Annotated in this window: 21 protein-coding genes; 9 read left to right on the plus strand and 12 right to left on the minus strand. The window is 56.0% G+C overall.

The features are described 5' to 3' along the window. Positions 1-60: 60 nt before the first annotated feature. Positions 61-1,026, minus strand: a complete 966-nt coding sequence (gene zipA / locus M8014_RS01190; RefSeq protein WP_271280747.1) for a cell division protein ZipA — start codon at positions 1,024-1,026, stop codon at positions 61-63. A gap of 230 nt (positions 1,027-1,256) precedes the next feature. Here zipA and cysZ point away from each other — a divergent pair, with 230 nt between their 5' ends. The 5 genes from cysZ (at position 1,257) to crr (ending at position 6,219) form a co-directional block, all read left to right on the plus strand. Continuing rightward, positions 1,257-2,018 carry a sulfate transporter CysZ gene (cysZ, locus tag M8014_RS01195; RefSeq protein ID WP_271280748.1) on the plus strand — a complete coding sequence of 254 codons (762 nt, stop codon included), beginning with the start codon at positions 1,257-1,259 and terminating at the stop codon, positions 2,016-2,018. 269 nt (positions 2,019-2,287) lie between these two features. Next, positions 2,288-3,259, plus strand: a complete 972-nt coding sequence (gene cysK / locus M8014_RS01200) for a cysteine synthase A (RefSeq protein WP_271280749.1) — start codon at positions 2,288-2,290, stop codon at positions 3,257-3,259. A gap of 380 nt (positions 3,260-3,639) precedes the next feature. Further along, positions 3,640-3,897 (plus strand): phosphocarrier protein Hpr, encoded by a 258-nt coding sequence (gene ptsH / locus M8014_RS01205; protein WP_000487600.1) that lies wholly within the window; start codon positions 3,640-3,642, stop codon positions 3,895-3,897. A 44-nt stretch (positions 3,898-3,941) separates the two neighbouring features. After that, complete coding sequence (gene ptsI / locus M8014_RS01210; RefSeq protein WP_271280750.1) at positions 3,942-5,669, plus strand: phosphoenolpyruvate-protein phosphotransferase PtsI; 1,728 nt, start codon at positions 3,942-3,944, stop codon at positions 5,667-5,669. Positions 5,670-5,709: 40 nt separating this feature from the next. After that, positions 5,710-6,219, plus strand: coding sequence for a PTS glucose transporter subunit IIA (gene crr, locus M8014_RS01215; RefSeq protein WP_196348315.1), 510 nt, complete (start codon positions 5,710-5,712; stop codon positions 6,217-6,219). 47 nt (positions 6,220-6,266) lie between these two features. On the opposite strand, the gene pdxK is transcribed toward crr, so the two are convergent. The 10 genes from pdxK to M8014_RS01265 all read right to left on the minus strand — a co-directional run bounded on the left by pdxK (position 6,267) and on the right by M8014_RS01265 (position 14,585). After that, a complete protein-coding gene (gene pdxK / locus M8014_RS01220; protein WP_271280751.1) occupies positions 6,267-7,103 on the minus strand; it encodes a pyridoxine/pyridoxal/pyridoxamine kinase in 837 nt (278 codons plus the stop codon). A gap of 5 nt (positions 7,104-7,108) precedes the next feature. Next, positions 7,109-8,020 (minus strand): cysteine synthase CysM, encoded by a 912-nt coding sequence (cysM, locus tag M8014_RS01225; protein WP_271280752.1) that lies wholly within the window; start codon positions 8,018-8,020, stop codon positions 7,109-7,111. A 113-nt stretch (positions 8,021-8,133) separates the two neighbouring features. Continuing rightward, positions 8,134-9,228: a sulfate/thiosulfate ABC transporter ATP-binding protein CysA gene (cysA, locus tag M8014_RS01230; protein ID WP_271280753.1), complete on the minus strand. Its 1,095-nt coding sequence runs from the start codon at positions 9,226-9,228 to the stop codon at positions 8,134-8,136. Continuing rightward, positions 9,218-10,093, minus strand: coding sequence for a sulfate/thiosulfate ABC transporter permease CysW (gene cysW, locus M8014_RS01235; protein WP_271280754.1), 876 nt, complete (start codon positions 10,091-10,093; stop codon positions 9,218-9,220). Before cysW ends, cysA begins: the two co-directional genes overlap by 11 nt. Next, positions 10,093-10,926 (minus strand): sulfate/thiosulfate ABC transporter permease CysT, encoded by an 834-nt coding sequence (cysT, locus tag M8014_RS01240; protein ID WP_271268977.1) that lies wholly within the window; start codon positions 10,924-10,926, stop codon positions 10,093-10,095. Before cysT ends, cysW begins: the two co-directional genes overlap by 1 nt. Next, on the minus strand, positions 10,926-11,939 hold the full coding sequence (locus tag M8014_RS01245; protein WP_271268978.1) for a sulfate ABC transporter substrate-binding protein: 1,014 nt from the start codon (positions 11,937-11,939) through the stop codon (positions 10,926-10,928). Before M8014_RS01245 ends, cysT begins: the two co-directional genes overlap by 1 nt. A gap of 152 nt (positions 11,940-12,091) precedes the next feature. After that, on the minus strand, positions 12,092-12,991 hold the full coding sequence (locus M8014_RS01250; RefSeq protein WP_271280755.1) for a Dyp-type peroxidase: 900 nt from the start codon (positions 12,989-12,991) through the stop codon (positions 12,092-12,094). Between the two features lie 94 nt (positions 12,992-13,085). Continuing rightward, the gene (locus tag M8014_RS01255) at positions 13,086-13,661 is read right to left on the minus strand and encodes an RpoE-regulated lipoprotein (RefSeq protein WP_271280756.1); all 576 of its coding nucleotides are present in this window, start codon (positions 13,659-13,661) and stop codon (positions 13,086-13,088) included. A 62-nt stretch (positions 13,662-13,723) separates the two neighbouring features. Further along, entirely contained in the window at positions 13,724-14,173 is a 450-nt protein-coding gene (locus M8014_RS01260; RefSeq protein ID WP_271280757.1) for a DUF2919 domain-containing protein, read from the minus strand. After that, positions 14,160-14,585 carry a GNAT family acetyltransferase gene (locus M8014_RS01265; protein ID WP_271280758.1) on the minus strand — a complete coding sequence of 142 codons (426 nt, stop codon included), beginning with the start codon at positions 14,583-14,585 and terminating at the stop codon, positions 14,160-14,162. The genes M8014_RS01260 and M8014_RS01265 overlap by 14 nt, the downstream gene beginning before the upstream one ends. Positions 14,586-14,797: 212 nt before the next feature. On the opposite strand from M8014_RS01265, the gene amiA reads away from it, so the two are divergent. Together amiA and hemF are read left to right on the plus strand one after the other, a co-directional pair. Further along, positions 14,798-15,670: an N-acetylmuramoyl-L-alanine amidase AmiA gene (gene amiA / locus M8014_RS01270; protein ID WP_271280759.1), complete on the plus strand. Its 873-nt coding sequence runs from the start codon at positions 14,798-14,800 to the stop codon at positions 15,668-15,670. Further along, entirely contained in the window at positions 15,670-16,569 is a 900-nt protein-coding gene (gene hemF, locus M8014_RS01275) for an oxygen-dependent coproporphyrinogen oxidase (protein WP_271280760.1), read from the plus strand. Before amiA ends, hemF begins: the two co-directional genes overlap by 1 nt. Before the next feature lie 50 nt (positions 16,570-16,619). On the opposite strand, the gene maeB is transcribed toward hemF, so the two are convergent. Beyond that, entirely contained in the window at positions 16,620-18,899 is a 2,280-nt protein-coding gene (gene maeB / locus M8014_RS01280) for an NADP-dependent oxaloacetate-decarboxylating malate dehydrogenase (protein ID WP_271280761.1), read from the minus strand. 291 nt (positions 18,900-19,190) lie between these two features. Here maeB and tal point away from each other — a divergent pair, with 291 nt between their 5' ends. Beyond that, entirely contained in the window at positions 19,191-20,141 is a 951-nt protein-coding gene (gene tal, locus M8014_RS01285; RefSeq protein ID WP_271280762.1) for a transaldolase, read from the plus strand. A gap of 19 nt (positions 20,142-20,160) precedes the next feature. Next, positions 20,161-22,149, plus strand: a complete 1,989-nt coding sequence (tkt, locus tag M8014_RS01290; RefSeq protein ID WP_271280763.1) for a transketolase — start codon at positions 20,161-20,163, stop codon at positions 22,147-22,149. The last annotated feature ends 213 nt before the right edge of the window (positions 22,150-22,362 follow it).

The raw sequence follows: 22,362 nt of genomic DNA on the forward strand, positions 1-22,362 counted from the left end.
ATCAATGAGAAAAACCCCCGACAGGCGGGGGTTGAGGAGGAGTGAAACAAACGCAGACTGTTATGCGTTAGCTTCTTTAACTTCGCGGATGCGGTCCTGATATTCGCGCAACTTCTGCGGCGTCATCATACGACGCTGATCGTCGAGCACCATGCCGCCGACTTCATCGGCGATGTGCTGGGCAGACTGCAGCATCAGCTTAAAGTTTTGCAGTTCATCACCGTAAGACGGCACCTGCATAAAGATCGTAATACCTGGCGTGGTAAAGTCACCGGTCATCTCCGGATCGAAGGTTCCCGGGTTGACCATATTGGCCAGACTGAACAGGGAAGGACCGCTGCCGTCCGGGCTCAGGTGACGATGGAAGATATTCATATCGCCAAATTTAAAGCCCGCCTGCTCGATACTGTTGAGCAGCACTTCGCCATTAATGGCTGTACCCTGATGGGCGGCAACGCTCATGACGATCACCGTCTCTTTGCGCTGCGGTTTCTCAACCACTGGGGCGGCTTCGACTACCGGCTCCGGCTCTACGACAGGCGCAGGTGCGGGTTGCGGCGCAACAGGCTGCGGTGCCTGCTGCACGACCGGCTGAGGTTGAGGTTCAGGCTGAGCGGCATACTGGGGTTGCTGCACCGGCTGCTGGCGCACAGGCTCTTGCTGCTGCGGTTGCGGCGGCTGTACCGGCACGTCGACAGGCTGCTGCTGCGCAGGTCGTGGCTGCGCGGAGGCGTACGGCGGCTGATACTGATGCTGCGGAGACTGACGAGGCGCTTCATGCTCCCCATGGCCTGCACCGGGTGCCGTATTGTTGCGATGAACGCGAACTTCACCCACACCGTCATCTTCCGTTTCATCGATATCGTCATCGCTATCGTCTTCACGGGTCGACTTCATGCGCTTCAATGGGCGATCGCGAAACATAGAAGAGCGCTCTTTACGGCTGGTCCAGAAACCATGTACCAGTAAAGCGATTATGGCGATCGCGCCAACAATGATTAATATCAGACGCAAATCCTGCATCATTATATTCTCTGTTGTTCTAACACCTTGCCACCACGGCAAACATTTACTCACTAAGAGTATTTGCCGATTACCTCAAGTGCAAGTGCGTGCAGAGCATTCGCAGCATAAAGATGGACGAAATCGTGCTTTTTGCTGTTTTTTCGAACATTTCTTAACTGGTCAACGTGCCACAACTGGCTAATATAGGCGGGCAATTTCACTGGTTGTGATAAAAGGAGCTCCACCTGGTTATGGTTTCATCAACTTCTTCTCCCCCACGCAGCGGCGTCTGGTACTTTTCTCAGGGCTGGAAACTGGTTTCACTGCCAGGCATCCGGCGCTTTGTCATTCTGCCCCTGCTGATCAACATTCTGCTGATGGGTGGTGCGTTCTGGTGGCTCTTCACTCAACTGGACAGCTGGATCCCGGCCATCATGAGCCATGTGCCTGACTGGCTGCAGTGGCTGAGCTACGTATTGTGGCCGCTGGTGGTGCTCTCGGTTCTGCTGGTGTTTGGCTATCTCTTTTCGACAATTGCCAACTGGATTGCGGCCCCGTTTAACGGCCTGCTGGCCGAACAGCTCGAAGCGCGACTGACCGGCGCCACCCCACCGGATACCGGCGTGCTGGGGGTCATGAAAGATGTCCCGCGGATCATGAAGCGCGAATGGCAAAAGCTTGCCTGGTATCTGCCGCGCGCGCTGGTGTTGCTGGTGCTCTATTTTATTCCGGGCATCGGACAAACTGTCGCGCCGGTTGTGTGGTTCCTGTTCAGCGCCTGGATGCTGGCGATCCAGTATTGCGATTACCCGTTTGATAACCACAAGGTGCCGTTTAAAGAGATGCGCACCGCCCTGCGCAGCCGCAAGATGACCAATATGCAGTTTGGCGCCCTGACCAGCCTGTTTACGCTGATCCCGGTACTGAATCTGTTCATCATGCCGGTTGCGGTTTGCGGCGCGACGGCGATGTGGGTCGACTGCTACCGTGATAAACACGCGTTATGGAAATAGAGCACATTTGCCCTAAATAATTCGCGTTGCAGGAAGGCGGCAAGTGAGTAAACCCTGGGAGCTTACATCAGTAAGTGACCGGGGTGAACGAACGCAGCCAACGCGCCTGCGGCGTGAAGGATGACGGGCAGGCTTATGCCACTCCTTATTCCATACCGATCCCCATTATTTCTTTGCAGCATATAGATATGCGAATTCCTTACTTCCCCATCGCCGCCTTGCAGGTATGCTGATGCGGTATCCCAAATTCAAACAGTTAAGGACAGGCCATGAGTAAGATTTTTGAAGACAACTCGCTGACTATCGGTCACACGCCCCTGGTTCGACTGAACCGTATCGGTAATGGACGCATTCTGGCGAAGGTAGAATCTCGTAACCCAAGCTTCAGCGTAAAATGCCGTATCGGTGCCAATATGATTTGGGATGCGGAAAAACGCGGCGTGCTGAAACCGGGCGTTGAGCTGGTTGAACCAACCAGCGGTAACACCGGCATTGCGTTGGCCTACGTGGCTGCAGCGCGCGGCTACAAGCTGACGCTGACCATGCCGGAAACCATGAGCATCGAACGCCGTAAGCTGCTTAAAGCGCTGGGCGCAAACCTGGTACTGACCGAAGGCGCGAAAGGCATGAAAGGCGCGATCCAAAAGGCAGAAGAAATTGTTGCCAGCGATCCGGCTAAATATCTTCTGCTGCAGCAGTTCAGCAACCCGGCTAACCCGGAAATCCACGAAAAAACCACCGGCCCGGAAATCTGGGAAGATACCGACGGTCAGGTTGACGTGTTTATTTCAGGCGTGGGCACTGGCGGTACGCTGACCGGCGTCAGCCGTTATATTAAAGGCACAAAAGGCAAAAAAGATCTGATTACCGTTGCCGTTGAGCCAACCGACTCCCCTGTTATTGCACAGGCGCTGGCAGGTGAAGAGCTGAAACCGGGTCCGCATAAAATCCAGGGTATCGGCGCAGGCTTTATTCCGGGTAACCTGGATCTGAACCTGATTGATAAAGTGGTTGCTATCACTAACGATGAGGCGATCTCAACTGCACGCCGTCTGATGGAAGAAGAAGGTATTCTGGCGGGCATCTCTTCGGGTGCGGCGGTTGCTGCGGCACTGCAGTTGCTCGAAGATGAAACCTTTACCAACAAGAATATTGTGGTTATCCTTCCGTCCTCGGGTGAGCGTTATTTAAGCACGGCTCTGTTTGCAGATCTCTTCACTGAGAAAGAATTGCAACAGTAGTGCCAAAATGTAAATAGCGCGTAAAAAAGCACCCTTCAGGGTGCTTTTTTGTGGCCTGCTTCAAAGTTTTACCTCTTCTGGCATTGCTTCACCCCGTAGGCTCTGGTATTTAAGCTGACAATTATTTTGATGCGCGAAATTAATCGGATCACGAAATCCGATGGCTGAATCGATTTTATGATTTGGTTCAAGTATTGCTTTCGCGGCATAATGTTTAATGTCGAACGAAACGTCAGCAGCCTGACATGCCAGCATCGGAATGCGTTTGACACAAGCTGCGCTATGTACCGTTAAGCCGGTGCTAACAATACAGGCTAAAGTCCAACCGCCAGGCTAGACTTTAGTTCCACAACACTAAACCAATAAGTTGGGGAAATACAATGTTCCAGCAAGAAGTTACCATTACCGCTCCGAACGGTCTGCACACCCGCCCTGCTGCTCAGTTTGTTAAAGAAGCGAAAGGCTTCACTTCTGAGATCACTGTGACTTCCAACGGCAAAAGCGCAAGCGCGAAAAGCCTGTTCAAACTGCAGACTCTGGGCCTGACTCAGGGTACCGTTGTGACTATCTCCGCGGAAGGCGAAGACGAGCAGAAAGCAGTTGAGCATCTGGTTAAACTGATGGCTGAGCTCGAGTAAGTATCCGGGTTCTTTTTAATATCAGTCACAAGTAAGGTAGGGTTATGATTTCAGGCATTTTAGCATCCCCGGGTATCGCTTTCGGCAAAGCACTTCTGCTGAAGGAAGACGAGATCGTCATCGACCGGAAAAAGATTTCTGCCGATAAGGTTAGTCAGGAAGTTGAACGTTTTCTGAGCGGTCGTGCAAAAGCATCTGCGCAGTTGGAAACAATCAAGACTAAAGCCGGCGAAACTTTCGGTGAAGAAAAAGAAGCCATCTTCGAAGGCCACATCATGTTGCTCGAAGATGAGGAGCTGGAGCAGGAAATCATAGCCCTCATTAAAGATAAGAACATGACAGCCGACGCGGCTGCACATGAGATTATCGAAGGTCAGGCTACGGCTCTGGAAGAGCTGGACGATGAATACCTGAAAGAGCGTGCGGCTGACGTACGTGACATCGGTAAGCGCCTGCTGCGCAACATCCTCGGCCTGGCTATTATCGACCTGAGCTCCATTCAGGACGAAGTTATCCTGGTTGCTGCTGACCTGACCCCATCAGAAACCGCACAGCTGAACCTGAACAAGGTGCTGGGTTTCATCACTGATGCGGGCGGCCGTACTTCCCACACCTCGATCATGGCGCGTTCACTGGAGCTGCCAGCCATCGTGGGAACCGGTAGCGTCACCGCTCAGGTTAAAAACAACGACTATCTGATTCTGGATGCCGTAAACAATCTGGTTTACGTCAATCCGACCAACGAAGAGATCGACAAGCTGCGTGCCGTTCAGGAGCAGGTTGCTTCTGAAAAAGCCGAACTGGCCAAACTGAAAGATCTGCCAGCGATTACGCTGGACGGCCATCAGGTTGAAGTCTGCGCCAACATCGGTACCGTTCGTGACGTTGATGGCGCTGAGCGCAACGGCGCAGAAGGTGTCGGCCTGTACCGTACCGAATTCCTGTTCATGGATCGTGACGCCCTGCCAACCGAAGAAGAACAGTTTGCGGCGTATAAAGCCGTTGCTCTGGCTTGCGGCTCCCAGGCAGTTATCGTGCGTACCATGGATATCGGTGGCGACAAAGAGCTGCCGTACATGAACTTCCCGAAAGAAGAGAACCCGTTCCTGGGCTGGCGTGCAGTGCGTATCGCCATGGATCGTAAAGAGATCCTGCGTGACCAGGTCCGCGCTATTCTGCGTGCTTCCGCTTTCGGTAAACTGCGCATCATGTTCCCGATGATCATCTCTGTTGAAGAAGTGCGTGCACTGAAGAAAGAGATCGAAATCTACAAACAGGAACTGCGTGACGAAGGTAAAGACTTTGACGAAACTATCGAAGTCGGCGTAATGGTGGAAACCCCTGCCGCGGCAACGATTGCCCGTCATTTAGCCAAAGAAGTCGATTTCTTTAGTATTGGTACCAACGACTTAACCCAGTACACCCTGGCAGTTGACCGTGGTAATGATATGATTGCGCATCTCTACCAGCCAATGTCCCCATCGGTACTGACGCTGATCAAGCAAGTTATTGATGCTTCTCATGCTGAAGGCAAATGGACAGGCATGTGTGGTGAGCTTGCAGGCGATGAACGTGCTACACTTCTGTTGCTGGGTATGGGTCTGGACGAATTCTCTATGAGCGCCATTTCCATCCCGCGCATTAAGAAGATTATCCGTAACACGAACTTCGAAGATGCGAAGGTGTTAGCAGAGCAGGCTCTTGCTCAACCGACAACGGACGAGTTAATGACGCTGGTTAACAAGTTCATTGAAGAAAAAACAATCTGCTAATCCACGAGATGCGGCCCAAATTACTGCTTAGGAGAAGATCATGGGTTTGTTCGATAAACTGAAATCTCTGGTTTCTGATGATAAAAAAGACTCCGGAACTATTGAGATTATTGCTCCGCTTTCTGGCGAGATCGTCAACATTGAAGACGTGCCAGATGTAGTGTTTGCTGAGAAAATCGTTGGTGATGGCATTGCTATCAAACCAACCGGTAACAAAATGGTTGCACCGGTTGACGGCACAATTGGTAAAATTTTTGAAACCAACCATGCATTCTCTATCGAATCCGATAGCGGTATTGAGCTGTTCGTTCACTTCGGTATCGACACTGTCGAGCTGAAAGGCGAAGGCTTCAAGCGTATCGCTGAAGAAGGCCAGCGTGTGAAAGTTGGCGACCCGGTCATTGAATTCGATCTGCCACTGCTGGAAGAGAAAGCCAAGTCTACCCTGACGCCGGTTGTTATCTCCAACATGGACGAAATCAAAGAGCTGATCAAACTGTCTGGCAGCGTCACTGTGGGTGAAACCCCGGTTATTCGCATCAAGAAGTAATTCTTGCCGCACAGAAAAATGGCGCCTTCGGGCGCCATTTTTGTTTGTCAGGCCGGTAGCACCAGCTCGTCGTAACCCTTTTCCTGGGTGTACTTCATCACCTGCGTTACCCGATCCCCCGCGCGCGCTATCGCCGCCGCTACGTTTTCGCCCTGCACCAGCGCGCTCGCCAGCTCGGAACAGAACAGATCGCCCGTGCCTTTCAGGTCGGTCTTAATGCGCGGATGCGCGCTTACCGTCACGTTGTCATGAGACACCAGCACCACATGGATGCTGTCAGCGTCGCCTTCAACCGGCGCGCTGGTGATGGCCACCCATTGCAGCGTCTGCGAAAGCAGCCCTTTCGCGGCCGCCACGGCGCTGGCGATGTCCCGACACGGCTGGCCGCTTAACACTTCCAGCTCAAACACATTCGGGGTAATTCCCTGCGCCAGCGGCAGCAGGTGCTGACAATAGGCGTCGGGGATTTCCGGCTTCACGTAGATGCCGCTGTCGGTATCACCGATAACCGGATCGACCAGCACCAGCAGTTCCGGATGCCGTTGCTTGATGGCCTTCAGCCACTGGGCAAGGATTACAATCTGGCTGGCGCTGCCCATGTACCCGGTAGTGACTGCTTTCAGCTGGCGCAAAACGTCGCGCTCTTCAAGCGCCTTCAGGTAGCCGCTGAACCACTCATCGGGGATCACTCCGCCATAGAAGGTGTCATAGTGCGGGGTATTACTGAACAGTACCGTCGGTACCGCCGTCACGTTCAGATGATGCTGACGAATATTAGGCACCGCGATGCTGTTGCCAACGCTGCCGTAGACCACCTGCGATTGCACTGCCACAATGTCGGTCTGCTGCGCCCGGGTTTTGTCCCGGAATAAGATCATGTCCATCGTGTTTAAATCCCTGCGCCCTGCGCATAGCTCTCTTCACCAAACACGCCGGTAGAGAGATAGCGATCGCCGCGATCGCAAACGATCGCCACTATCACAGCCCCCGGTGATGTCGCGGCAAGCCGCAGCGCACCGGCTACCGCACCGCCGGAGCTGACGCCGCAAAAGATACCTTCCCGCACCGCCAGCTCACGCATGGTATTTTCCGCCTCGCGCTGATGAATATCCAGTACCTGGTCAACCAATGAGGCATTGAAAATTCCCGGCATATACTCCGCAGGCCAGCGGCGAATACCCGGGATGCTGCTGCCCTCTTCCGGTTGCAGGCCGACGATGCTCACCGCTTTATCCTGCTCGCGCAGAAAACGGGAGACCCCGGTAATGGTGCCGGTCGTCCCCATACTGGAGACAAAATGGGTGATCCTTCCTGCGGTCTGCTGCCAGATTTCCGGGCCGGTGGTGGTGTAATGGGCGAGCGGGTTATCGGGGTTGTTAAACTGATCCAGCAGTTTGCCTTCACCCCGGTTGGCCATCTCCAGCCCCAGGTCGCGGGCCCCTTCCATGCCCAGCTCTTTACTCACCAGAATTAACTCTGCACCGTAGGCCAGCATCGCGGCGCGACGCTCCTGGCTCATGTTGTCCGGCATCAGCAACTTCATGCGATAGCCTTTCAGCGCGGCGATCATTGCCAGCGCGATACCGGTGTTGCCGCTGGTGGCTTCGATCAGCACGTCGCCGGGCTGGATTTCGCCGCGTTTTTCTGCCTGTACAATCATCGACAGTGCGGCGCGGTCTTTGACCGATCCCGCCGGATTATTGCCTTCCAGTTTGACCCAGATTTCGCTGCCGTTGTCCGGCCCGATGCGTTGTAATTTGATGAGCGGGGTATTACCGATGGTTTGTTCGAGTGTGTTCACGATCGCTGTCCAATAAAAAACCCGGTGGCGCTATGCTTACCGGGCCTACATCCGTGCTTTGGTAGGCCCGGTAAGCGTAGCGCCACCGGGCGATAAACATACCGATTAACCTATCAGGCTGACTCCGCCAGAGCAAGAACCCCTGGCGTCTCGATGCGATCCTTGTCGTGATAAATGCGAGCGTGCTGCAGGCCGACAAAAAGGCGCTCGCCGCGGTGCGGTGGCTCGTCGTCACGCATCACCACAGTCAGCGGTTCGTTGTACCAGCCCAGCGGCTGGACCACCAGGTGGGTGTAATGTCCTTTCGGGCTGGCTTCCAGCACCTGGACTGGCAGCGGCGAATCGAGGCTGGTACGGCGGCTGACGTCCACTTCCCACGGACGCAGGAACAGATCGACCGGGCCCTGATACGCAGGGGTGTAGCCCAGCGGCCAGCGGTGGGCACCTACGTGGAACTGACCGCCGCGAATGTTGCCGTGCAGACGGTTCACTTCCCCCATAAATTCGAGCACAAAGCGGGTGGCCGGTTCACGCCACAGCTGTTCTGGCTCGTCAACCTGCTCAATGTTCCCCTGGCTCATCACCACCACCCGGTCGGCCACTTCCATCGCCTCTTCCTGATCGTGGGTAACGAAGACGCTGGTGAACTTAAGTTCTTCATGCAGCTGACGCAGCCAGCGGCGCAGCTCTTTACGCACCTGCGCATCCAGCGCACCAAAAGGTTCATCCAGCAGCAGGATCTGCGGCTCAACCGCCAGGGCGCGAGCCAGCGCCACGCGCTGTTTCTGCCCGCCGGAAAGCTGGGCCGGGAAACGGTCCGCCAGGTGTGCCAGCTGTACCATCTCCAGCAGTTTGGTCACTTTCGCTTTGATAGTTGCCGCATCCGGGCGTTCGCGACGCGGCAGCACCGTCAGGCCAAACGCGATGTTGTCGAACACCGTCATATGGCGGAACAGGGCGTAGTGCTGGAACACAAAGCCCACTTTGCGATCGCGCGCGTGCAGGCGGCTGACGTCGGTGCCGTGGAAGCGAATGTGCCCGCTGGTCTGATGCTCCAGACCGGCGATAATACGCAGCAGCGTGGTTTTACCGGAGCCGGACGGCCCCAGCAGCGCCACCATTTGTCCGGAGGGGATATCCAGCGAGATATCATTCAGCACCTGGGTGCGACCAAAGGACTTCTTAATATTGGCAATCTCAATGCTCATGATTTCCCTCCTGATGCTGACGTTTTTCCTGATTCTCTAAACGCCACTGCACCACACTCTTTAAAAACAGGGTCAATATTGCCATCAGCGTCAACAGCGCTGCGGCGGTAAAGGAGCCGACGGTATTGTAGTCCTGCTCCAGTAATTCAATTTGTAATGGCAGCGACAGCGTTTCGCCGCGGATAGAACCCGACACCACCGATACCGCGCCAAACTCGCCAATCGCGCGGGCGTTGGTCAGCACCACGCCGTACAGCAGCGCCCAGCGAATGTTCGGCAACGTTACGCGGCGGAACATCTGCCAGCCCGATGCGCCCAGCAGCACGGCGGCTTCGTCTTCATGGCTGCCCTGGCTCAGCATCACCGGCACCAGTTCGCGCACCACAAACGGACAGGTGACGAAAATGGTTACCAGCACCATGCCTGGCCAGGCAAACATGATCTGCAGGTTATGTTCATCCAGCCAGCCGCCCAGCGGGCCGTTGGAGCCGTAGAACAGCAGATACACCAGACCGGCGACCACCGGCGACACCGCGAACGGAATATCCAGCAGGGTCAGCAGCAGCTGGCGTCCTGGGAAGTTAAAGCGCGTTACCAGCCAGGCCAGCAGCGTACCAAACACCAGGTTTACCGGCACGGTAATCAGGGCAATCATCACCGTCAGCCAGATGGCATGCAGCATGTCCGGGTCGGCCAGGTTTTGCAGCGCAGGCATAATACCTTTACTGAAGGCCTGCACGAAGATGTACACCATCGGCACGACAAGAATAAAAATCGAGACCAGCACACCCGTGCCAATCAGAAACCATTTACCCCAGTTAATGCGGGGGGCGTCGTAGCGTTTCAACTGAGTAACTTCCGCCATTAGTGACCTACCACGCGTCGACCAAAGCGACTTTGCAGAGTGTTAATCGAGAACAGCAGCAGCAGCGAGGCGGCCAGAATCACCGAGGCAATCGCGCTGGCGGCCGGATAGTCAAACTCCTGCAGGCGGACAAAAATCATCAGCGAGGTGACTTCGGTTTTCCACGCGATGTTGCCGGCGATAAAAATCACCGCGCCAAACTCACCGAGGCTACGGGTGAACGACAGCGCGATGCCAGCCAGCAGCGCCGGAGACAGTTCAGGCAGCACCACTTTGCGAAAACTCTGCAAACGGGTTGCACCCAGCGTTTCCGCCGCTTCTTCGTATTCCGGGCCTAACTCTTCCAGCACCGGCTGCACGGTACGCACCACAAACGGGATGCTGGTAAAGGCCATTGCTACTGCGATACCCAGCCAGGTGTAGGTCACTTTAATGTCGAACTGTGCCAGCCACTCGCCGTAAAAGCCGTTCACCGAGAACAGCGAGGCCAGCGTTAAGCCCGCCACCGCCGTCGGCAGGGCGAAGGGTAAATCGATCAGCGCATCCAGCAGCGTGCGGCCCGGAAAGCGATAGCGGGTTAAGATCCACGCCATCAGCAAGCCAAACACGCCGTTGAAGATCGAGGCAACAAACGCCGACAGCAGCGTCACTTTATAAGCCGCCACCACCTGCGGATTGCTGATCACTTCCCAGTACTGGGACCAGCTCATCTCAGAGAGCTGAACCACCAGCGCGCTGAGCGGTAACAATAAAATCAGACAGACGAACAGCAGGCTGGTCCCGAGGCTTAAGGTAAAGCCCGGCAGCACACGTCTGGAGGACACTGCAAACATTACTTACGCCCCGTCGCCAACAGTTTGTCGAACTCACCGCCGCTGATAAAGTGGGTTTTCATCACCTCAGGCCAGGAGCCGAACTGGTCTTCCACGCGGAACAGATCGGTCTGCGGGAATTTGTCTTTCAGTTTGTTCATCACCTCCGGGTTATTCACCCGGTAGTAGTAATCGGTAATGATGGTCTGTGCCTGCGGGCTGTAGAGATAGTTCAGGTACGCCTTCGCCGCCTTCTCTGTGCCATTGGCCTGCACGTTTTTATCGACCCACGCGACCGGGAATTCAGCGAGGATGTTGGTTTTCGGGATCACCACCTCAAAGCCCTGCGCTTCATACTGCTTGCGGATGTTGTTCACTTCCGATTCGAAGCTGATCAACACGTCGCCCAGACCACGTTCTGCGAAGGTGGTGGTGGCACCACGACCGCCGGTATCAAACACTTCGACGTTTTTCAGGAACTGGGTCATGAACTGTTCAGTTTTGGCTTTATCGCCGCCGTCCGCTTTATCTGCTGCACCCCAGGCGGCGAGATAGGTATAACGCGCGTTGCCGGAGGTTTTCGGGTTCGGGAAAATCAGCTTCACGTCGGAACGCACGAGGTCATTCCAGTCGTGGATATTTTTTGGATTCCCCTTACGCACCAGGAAGCCCATCGTGGAGTAGAACGGCGAGCTGTTATTCGGCAAGCGGCTCTGCCAGTCGGCCGGGAGCAGCTTACCTTTGTCATGCAGGATCTGCACGTCGGTAATCTGGTTATAGGTGACAACGTCGGCTTTCAGCCCCTGCAAAATCGCCAGCGCCTGCTTCGAGGAACCCGCATGCGATTGCTTGATGGTCAGCTTGTCGCCGTTGTTATCTTTCGCCCACTGCTGTTCAAACGGCGGGTTAAGGGCGGTAAACAGCTCGCGAGAGACATCGTAAGAGCTGTTGAGCAGCTCCGTTGCCTGCGCCTGCGCCACCAGCAGCAAACCCGCCAGCGCCAGAGTTCCTTTTTTCAGTACAGTAACGGCCATTGCGCACCCTTATAGATGTGATGTTTTTCTTAGGGTCATCATATTTATAACGAGTACTAAAGGAGTAACGGTTTTATATACCGTTTGGTGATTTGGAAGCAGAAAAGGGAATAAGCATTATCCCCTCTCCCCTTTCGGGAGAGGGGGCACTCTTACAGCGCCAGCAGACGCTCAACGGATGGGGCAAAGTAATAGCCGCCGGTCACCGGTTTGGTGAAGCGCAGCATCGCGTCGCGCTTGCCGTCGGTGTCGCCAAACATGCTCAGCAGCTGCTGTTCAATGTTATACAGGCGCGCGCAGTAAGCGCAGAAGTACAAGCCGTGGGTGCCGCTGGCGGTGCCGTACGGCAGGCTCTGGCGGACAATCTTCAGCCCTTTGCCGTCTTCTTTCAGATCCACACGGCTCAGGTGCGAGGTCACCGGGCGTTCGTCGCCGTCGATCTCTTCATTGGCCTCTTTAGTGCGGCCAATCATCATCTCCTGATCCTGCACGCTCATGCGGTTCAGCTGCTTAAGGTTGTGCTCCCAGCGCTGGACGAACACGTAGCTGCCGCCCGCATCCACGCCGTCCTGAATCACCGCTACCGCGCGACGTGTCTCATCGCCTGCCGGGTTTTCGGTGCCGTCGACAAAGCCGCTCAGGTCCCTGTCTTCCACCCAGCGGAAGCCGTGGGTCTCTTCCTGCACCTCAATGCTGTCGCCGAACGCAGCCAGCGCCGCCTGGGCAATGGAAAAATTCACGTCGTGACGCAATGAGAGAATGTGGATCAGCACGTCATGCTGGGTGGCCGGAGCCAGACCTTTCCCATAGGGGATAAAGTCTTTCAGCTCGGCAGCCCCTTCGCCGCCGCTCAGCTGATGCCAGACGGTATGACCAAACGCCACCGCCGCACCGCAGTTGGCATCCGGGAATTTGGCCTGAAAGGTTGCCAGTTTATCGATAAAAATTTTGCTGGCCGCACGCAGGGCATCCACATCCCCTTTTACGCGGGCTTCGATCCAAATCGCCGCGCGGCAATGTTCTGGCAAAATGCCACTCTGAACCTGAGACATCGCTCCTCCTGAAAAAAAAGATGCCACGACAGCGTGGCATTGTTGGCGGCGATTATACCCGTTTTTTCAGCAGGGCAGCTTGTTCAGGCGCAATTTACTGCTGCCAGATAATTTTGCTGACTTCCCAGTTTTTCAGCGCGTCGTCAGACGGCATTAACCCTTGTGGACCGCTCCAGCTGCCGCTAAACAGATAGCTGATGTGCTGACTACCTTCAGCCTTACACTCTACCGCGGCACCCTCATCTGCCGGGGCGCTGACGCAGTTGCCGTAGGCTTTTTGATACAGGTCGCTGAACGGGGTGCCAATTTTGACGCCACTGTCGGTTTCGATGTCGCTGTCCAGCACCTCGATGCGGCTGATGCTGTTTTTATCGCCGTTGATCACCAGCGCCAGCTGGTCGTCCTTCAACGCTTCGAAATAGTGAACGATGTTGCCGTTCTGGGTTTTCATACCGCTGCGCAGGCGATAGTCGCCGCTCAGCTCAGACGAAATGGCCTCTTGCTCCAGCGGGGTGGCGGCCGTGAGATTGCCCACGCCCTGTTCTGTCACTTCGGTGGACGCGCCAAACCAGTTCCAGGGATAAGCCGCAGACCAGTTCACGGCAGAGAGCGTTGAACAGCCGGTTAAAACAAGGGGAAACGCGCATAACAGTAAACGCAGCGATTTCATCGGGAGTTCCTTTCTGGTTAATTCGACGCTTGTTGGAGTTCAGCATCGCTAAAAAGTGCCGTTTAATCTTGCTCTGGCGTAAAACAGGCGCGCAAACGGGGATGGGTCAACAGCCACAACAGCGCCACGATATCGGCCACCACCAGCGTGATACCGATGCCGCTTAGCGCCTCGCCGTTCAGCCACAGCAGCGGCTGCCAGAAGAGCAGAATAAGCTGAGCCAGGATCAGCAGCCAGCGCAGCGCCTGCCACAGGTGCGGCACAAGATGACGCCGCCCGCTGAGTAAGAACGCCAGTACCGCCGGCAGCCCCGGCAGCAGCCCAATCCAGAAGTTATCGTGATCGGGATAAAACAGATTCAGCAGGGTATTGCCCTGATCGCGTGAGGCACCCGCCACCACGAACACCACCCAGGTGCGCGCCTGCAGCAGCAAAACGCACCAGAACAGAAACGGCAGGCGCACCCGGCCCTGGCTGTCATAATCGCCGGGGTGGAATTCAGTACTCTTCATCTTCAATCAGGCGTTTGCCCAGCGTGATGACGTCCGCGGGTTCATAGTTGAGGCGCTCGTACATGCCCATCACTACCTCATTCTCTTCGCGCACCATGATCTGAATTTTTGGGCAACCGCGGGCAATCAGCTTCTTTTCCAGACGATTGAGCAGCGCATTAGCAATGCCGCGTCCGCGATATTCCGGGTGAACGCCGAGGTAATAGGCCGAGCCGCGATGACCGTCATAACCGCCCATCACGGTGCCCACCACTTCACCGTTCACTTCTGCCACCAGAAACAGGCTGACGTCATGATTCACTTTCCGTTCGATGTCCATTTCCGGATCGTTCCACGGGCGCAGGAGATCGCAGCGCTCCCAAAGGGTGATGACCTCTTCGAAGTCTGACTGGCGAAAAACGCGTATCTCCATGGTATTAACCGCCTTTTAGAGTTCAAAAACTGTGATTATGACGCGAACGCCCTCTTTCGCCAATATCCAGCGAAAAAGGTCAGGAAATTTGGCATAATGGCAGGCTGTCACGTATTGAAATGAAAAGTAAAACAAATCACAACATGGACTGTCGTAACGCAAAAGACGATACGATATAACACCAGACACCTAATTTTTACACTTCAGGCCGCATGAGCACATTCAAACTCTTAAAAACACTCACATCGCGTCGTCAGGTTCTTAAAGCGGGGCTGGCGGCATTAACATTAACCGGCATGGCCAGCGCACAGGCAAAAGAAGAATCCACGCTGAAAACCAGCAACGGCCACAGTAAACCGAAAGCCAAAAAGAGCGGCGCAAAGCGGGTGGTGGTGCTGGATCCCGGCCACGGCGGTATTGATACTGGCGCTATTGGTCGCAACGGCTCTAAAGAAAAACACGTCGTGCTGGCGATTGCAAAAAACGTGCGATCAATTTTACGCAGTAACGGGATTGACGCCCGCCTGACCCGCTCCGGTGATACCTTTATCCCACTGTACGATCGGGTGGAGATAGCCCATCAGCACGGCGCCGACCTGTTTATGTCGATCCACGCGGACGGCTTTACCAACCCGGATGCCGCCGGGGCGTCGGTCTTTGCCCTCTCCAACCGCGGCGCCAGTAGCGCGATGGCCAAATACCTCTCCGAACGCGAGAACCGCGCCGATGAAGTGGCTGGAAAAAAAGCCACTGCCAAAGACCATCTGCTCCAGCAGGTACTGTTTGATCTGGTGCAAACCGATACCATCAAGAACAGCCTGACGCTGGGCTCCCATATTCTGAAAAAAATTAAGCCGGTGCATAAGCTGCACAGCAAAGGCACGGAACAGGCGGCGTTTGTGGTGCTGAAGTCACCGTCGATCCCGTCCGTGCTGGTCGAAACCTCCTTTATTACCAATCCCAACGAAGAGCGCCTGCTCGGCACCACCGCGTTCCGCCAGAAAATTGCCAACGCGATTGCCTCCGGGATCATCAGTTACTTTAACTGGTTCGATAATCAAAAAGCCCACGCGAAGAGACGCTGATGAAACCCAACGCGCAAACGGTCAAAACCTTTCTTCTGCAGCTGCAGGATTCCATTTGTCAGCAGCTGGCCGCTGTGGATGGCGCTGAATTCCAGCAGGACGAGTGGCAGCGCGAAGCCGGTGGCGGCGGGCGCAGCCGGGTGCTGCGTAATGGCGGTATCTTCGAGCAGGCCGGGGTTAACTTCTCCCACGTCTACGGCGAGGCGATGCCCGCCTCGGCCACCGCACACCGTCCGGAGCTGGCGGGCCGTAGCTTTGAGGCGATGGGCGTCTCGCTGGTGGTGCATCCGCATAACCCGTTTGTCCCCACCAGCCATGCCAACGTGCGCTTTTTTATCGCAGAAAAACCCGGTGCCGATCCGGTGTGGTGGTTTGGCGGCGGCTTTGACCTGACGCCGTTTTATGGCTTTGAGGAAGATGCGATTCACTGGCACCAGACCGCGCATGACCTGTGTCAGCCGTTTGGCGACGATGTCTATCCTCGCTATAAAAAGTGGTGCGACGACTACTTCCATCTCAAACACCGTAACGAACAGCGCGGCATCGGCGGGTTGTTCTTCGATGATTTGAATGCGCCCGATTTTGATACCGCGTTTAATTTTATGCAGGCGGTTGGCGAAGGCTTTACCGATGCCTATCTGCCGATCGTTGAGCGACGAAAACACCTCGATTACGGGGTTCGCGAGCGTGAGTTCCAGCTCTATCGTCGGGGGCGTTACGTGGAGTTCAACCTGGTGTGGGATCGCGGGACGCTGTTCGGCCTGCAAACCGGTGGGCGCACGGAGTCGATTTTAATGTCGATGCCGCCGCTGGTGCGCTGGGAGTATGGCTTTGAAGCAAAAGAAGGCAGCCGGGAGGCTGCCTTGAGTACGTTTTTGAAAGTTCGGGACTGGGTTTAGTTTCCCCTCACCCGTCCCTCTCCCCATGGGGCGAGGGTTAGGGTGAGGGTCTACAGCGGCTGCGTCTGCGCCTCAACCACCGCCAGCGCCACCATGTTGACGATGCGGCGCACCGAGGCAATCGGTGTTAACACATGCACCGGTTTCGCCACCCCCATCAGTACCGGCCCCACGGTCACCCCTTCTGAACTGGAGACGCGCAGCAGGTTGTAGCTGATGCGTGCCGCTTCCACGTTCGGCATGATCAGCACGTTGGCTGAGCCTTTCAGCGGGCTGTCCGGCATCCGTTCGTTGCGGATGCTTTCCACCAGCGCAGCGTCGCCGTGCATCTCGCCGTCGATCATCAGCTCCGGCGCGCGCGCGCGCACCAGTTCCAGCGTCTGACGCATTTTACAGGCCGCTGCAGATTTGGATGAACCAAAGTTGGAGTGCGACAGCAGGGCCACTTTTGGCTCGATACCAAAGCGACGCACGGTTTCCGCCGCCATCACCGTAATTTCAGCCAGCTGCTCCGGGGTTGGATCGTCGTTGACGTAGGTGTCAGCAATAAAGGTGTTGCCGCTTGGCAGCAGCAGCGCGTTCATCGCCCCCGCTGTGTGCACGCCTTCGCGATGACCGAAGATCTCCTGCACTACGCTGAAGTGTTCATGATAATCACCGATGGTGCCGCAGATCAGCGCGTCGGCTTCGCCGCGATGCACCATGATCGCCCCAATCACCGTGGTGTTGCTGATCACCGCCCGCTGGGCTTGCTCCTGGGTGATCCCCCGGCGCTTCATGATGCTGTAGTACTCGCTCCAGTACTCTTTAAAACGCGGATCGGATTCGTTGTTAACGATCTCAAAGTCCACGCCCGGCTTGATCTGCAGACCCAGCTTCTGAATACGCATCTCGATGACGCTCGGACGACCAATCAGGATCGGCTTCGCCAGACCGAGGGTAATCAGCTCCTGGGTGGCGTGCAGGACGCGCGCCTCTTCCCCTTCGGCCATCACCACGCGTTTTGCATCCGTGCGGGCCTGGGAGAAGATCGGCTTCATAAACAGGTTGGTTTTATAGACAAACTCGCTCAGCTTATCGACATAGGCATCAAAGTCAGCAATTGGGCGCGTCGCCACCCCGGAGTCCATTGCCGCTTTGGCCACCGCTGGGGCGATTTTAACAATCAGACGTGGATCGAACGGTTTCGGAATGATGTACTCCGGGCCGAAGCTCAGATCCTGATCGCCATATGCCGACGCCACCACTTCGCTCTGTTCAGCGTGCGCCAGTTCAGCAATGGCGTGAACCGCTGCCAGCTTCATCTCTTCATTGATGGCGGTGGCACCCACGTCCAGCGCGCCGCGGAAGATGAACGGGAAGCACAGGACGTTGTTCACCTGGTTTGGATAGTCTGAGCGACCGGTACAGATAATCGCATCCGGGCGTACCGCTTTGGCCAGCGGTGGCAGGATCTCAGGCTCCGGGTTTGCCAGGGCGAGGATCAGCGGCGCGCGGGCCATCTTCTGCACCATCTCTTCGGTAAGCACTTTCGGGCCCGAGCAGCCGAGGAAGATATCCGCCCCGTCCATCACGTCCGCCAGACTGCGTCTGCCATCATCCTCTACCGCATAGGCAGCTTTGGTCTCCGCCATGTTGGCTTCGCGACCTTTGTAGATCACCCCTTTGGAGTCGCAGACCACGATATTGTGCTTCTGCATCCCCAGCGCCACCAGCAGGTTCATACAGGCAATGGCTGCCGCGCCTGCGCCAGAGACCACCATCCGCACGTCGGAGAGGGTTTTCTCAACCACCCGCAGGCCGTTCAGAATGGCGGCGGTGCTGATGATCGCCGTGCCGTGCTGGTCATCATGAAACACGGGAATGTTCATACGCTCACGCAGCTTCTGCTCGATGTAGAAACATTCCGGCGCTTTGATGTCTTCGAGATTGATGCCGCCAAAAGTCGGCTCCAGCGCGGCCACCACGTTGATAAATTTGTCCGGGTCGAGCTCATCCACTTCAATATCGAACACGTCAATACCGGCAAATTTCTTGAACAGCACACCCTTGCCTTCCATCACCGGTTTGCCGGCCAGCGCGCCAATATTGCCCAACCCAAGCACTGCAGTGCCGTTTGAGATCACCGCCACCAGGTTGCCGCGCGCGGTGTACTTGTAGGCCGCCAGCGGATCTTTTTCGATTTCGAGGCACGGGGCGGCTACGCCTGGCGAATAGGCTAATGCCAGGTCACGCTGGGTCGCGAGGGGCTTGGTGGGGGAGACCTGAATTTTACCGGGAACGGGGAATTCATGAAAATCGAGGGCACTTTGTCTCAACTGCTCGTCCATTGTAAGGTTCCTTTCACGTAGTGTACAAAAAGGGTGATGTTGTTATGGTCTGATGGTCACCCTGGGTAGCAGATAGTATCGCGCCTGACCGCCGTTCAAACTTTGAAGGCTGCCAAACTCTCACCATCAAAAAGCAAAAATTGTTATCAATTTATAACAATCATGTTACCCGCCAGGCAAAGCAAGACCTTACCTGTCTGCTATGCTTTTTTGTTAAGTATGTCGCGAAATTGACAGAAGTGTGATCGAACACACTCAACCAACTCTTTTATTTTCAAGGAGTCATTTCTTATGAACCAACTAGACGGCATCAAAAAATTCACCACCGTGGTCGCCGACAGCGGCGATATCGAATCGATCCGCCACTATCAGCCGGAAGATGCGACCACCAACCCGTCGCTGCTGCTCAAAGCCGCCGGGCTCGACAGTTACGCCCACCTGATCGACGACGCCATCAGCTATGGTAAAGCCCGGGGTAAAACCAAAGAGCAGCAGGTCGCCGAGGCCAGCGACAAGCTGGCGGTTAACTTCGGTTGCGAAATTCTGAAAAGCGTCCCGGGGCGCGTCTCCACCGAGGTGGACGCCCGAATTTCGTTCGATCAGGCGAAAAGTATCGCCAAAGCGCGTCACCTGGTGCAGCTGTATCAGGATCAGGATGTCGATAAGTCGCGCATCCTGATCAAGCTGGCCTCCACCTGGGAGGGGATCCGCGCCGCTGAAGTGCTGGAAAAAGAGGGGATCAACTGCAACCTGACATTGCTGTTCTCCTTTGCGCAGGCCCGCGCCTGTGCCGAAGCCGGCGTGTTCCTGGTATCACCGTTCGTCGGGCGTATCTACGACTGGTATCAGGCCCGCAAGCCGATGGACCCCTACGTGGTAGAAGAAGATCCCGGCGTAAAATCGGTACGCAATATCTACGATTACTATAAACAGCATCGCTATGAAACCATCGTGATGGGCGCCAGCTTCCGTCGCACCGAGCAGATCCTTGCTCTGACTGGCTGCGACCGGCTGACCATCTCCCCTAACCTGCTAAAAGAGCTGCAGGAGAAAGAGGAACCGGTGATCCGTCGCCTGGTGCCCTCCTCCACCGTCCTGCCAAAACCGAAACCGCTGACCGAAGCCGAATTCCGCTGGGAGCATAATCAGGACGCTATGGCGGTTGATAAGCTGTCAGAGGGGATCCGCCTTTTCGCGGTCGATCAGCGCAAACTTGAAGATCTGCTCGCCGCCAAACTTTAACCCTGCCATGGAGTGAACTATGTCCCGTAAAGAGTTAGCCAATGCCATTCGCGCCCTCAGCATGGATGCCGTGCAAAAAGCCAATTCCGGTCATCCAGGCGCACCGATGGGCATGGCCGATATCGCCGAAGTGCTGTGGAACGACTTCCTGAAACACAACCCGAACGATCCAACGTGGTACGACCGCGACCGCTTTATTCTCTCCAACGGTCACGCCTCGATGCTGCTGTACAGCCTGCTGCACCTGTCCGGCTACAACCTGCCGCTCGAAGAGCTGAAAAACTTCCGCCAGCTGCACTCGAAAACGCCGGGACACCCGGAGCTGGGCTATACGCCAGGCGTGGAGACCACCACCGGACCGCTGGGTCAGGGGCTGGCGAATGCAGTCGGGCTGGCGATTGCCGAGCGCACGCTGGCGGCACAGTTCAACCAGCCGGGACATGAGATTGTCGATCACTTTACCTATGTGTTTATGGGCGACGGCTGTTTGATGGAGGGGATTTCCCACGAAGTCTCGTCCCTCGCGGGCACGCTGGGGCTGGGCAAACTGATTGGTTTTTACGATCACAACGGCATCTCCATCGACGGCGAAACCGAGGGCTGGTTCACTGACGACACGGCCAAACGCTTTGAAGCCTACCACTGGCATGTGGTGCATGAGATTGACGGTCACGATCCGCAGGCGCTCCAGGCTGCGATTCAGGAGGCGCAAAGCGTCACCGATAAGCCATCACTGATTATCTGTCGCACGGTCATCGGATTTGGTTCCCCGAACAAAGCCGGGAAAGAAGAGGCCCACGGCGCGGCGCTGGGCGAAGAGGAAGTCGCCCTGACCCGTCAGAAGCTGGGCTGGAAATACCCGGCCTTTGAGATCCCAAAAGAGATTTACAAGGCGTGGGATGCCCGTGAATCCGGCGAAAAAGCGCAGGCCGAATGGAACGATAAATTTGCGGCTTATGAAAAAGCCCACCCTGAGCTGGCGGCCGAGTTTAACCGTCGAATGAGCGGCGGGCTGCCGGAGGACTGGGAAGAGACCACCCAGGCGCTGATTGAGAATTTACAGTCGAACCCGGCGAAAATCGCCACCCGTAAGGCCTCGCACAACACCCTGAACGCGATCGGCCCGATCCTGCCAGAGCTGCTTGGCGGCTCTGCGGATCTGGCACCGAGCAACCTGACCATCTGGTCGGGGTCGACCTCGATTAAAGAGGATCTCGCCGGGAACTACATCCACTATGGGGTGCGCGAGTTTGGTATGACCGCCATTGCCAACGGCATCGCCCATCACGGCGGCTTTGTGCCTTACACCGCCACCTTCCTGATGTTTGTTGAGTACGCCCGCAACGCGGCGCGCATGGCAGCGCTGATGAAGGCCCGGCAGATTATGGTGTATACCCACGACTCCATTGGGCTTGGCGAAGACGGTCCGACCCACCAGGCGGTAGAACAGCTCGCCAGCCTGCGTCTGACGCCTAATTTCAGCACCTGGCGTCCCTGCGATCAGGTCGAAGCGGCGGTCGGCTGGAAGCTGGCGGTAGAACGCCACCACGGCCCGACGGCGCTAATCCTCTCCAGGCAGAATCTGGCGCAGATGGAGCGCACGCCGGATCAGGTCAAGGCTATTGCCCGCGGGGGGTATATCCTCAAAGACAGCGGCGGCAAGCCGGATGTGATTTTGATTGCCACCGGTTCGGAAATGGAGATCACCGTTAAAGCTGCCGAAAAACTGACGGCAGAAGGTCATGCGGTGCGGGTGGTGTCCCTGCCGTCTACGGATATCTTTGATGCCCAGGACGAGGCGTACCGGGAATCGGTGCTGCCTTCCGATGTAACTGCGCGCGTGGCGGTGGAAGCGGGGATTGCCGACTACTGGTACAAATATGTCGGCCTGAAGGGGGCGATTGTCGGGATGACCAGCTATGGCGAATCGGCACCTGCCGACAAGCTGTTCCCGTTCTTCGGCTTTACCGTTGAGAACGTAGTGGAGAAGGCGCAGCGTTTGCTGTAACCGCCTTGCCCGGCTGTGCGGCCTGATGCCCTCACCCCGGCCCTCTCCTTTGGTGCGAGGGAGCAAACACTAAAAACGGCAACCTTGTTGTAATGCCGATCAGTTAAGGATCGGTTGATCGATCCAGTGGCTGTGTAAGAATCCGGAAATGCTCACTCGTTTCCGGATTTTTTTATGCACATTGGACAGGCTCTTGATCTGGTATCCCGTTAC

The organism is Silvania hatchlandensis (assembly GCF_025564065.1).
Lineage (GTDB): Bacteria > Pseudomonadota > Gammaproteobacteria > Enterobacterales > Enterobacteriaceae > Enterobacter > Enterobacter hatchlandensis.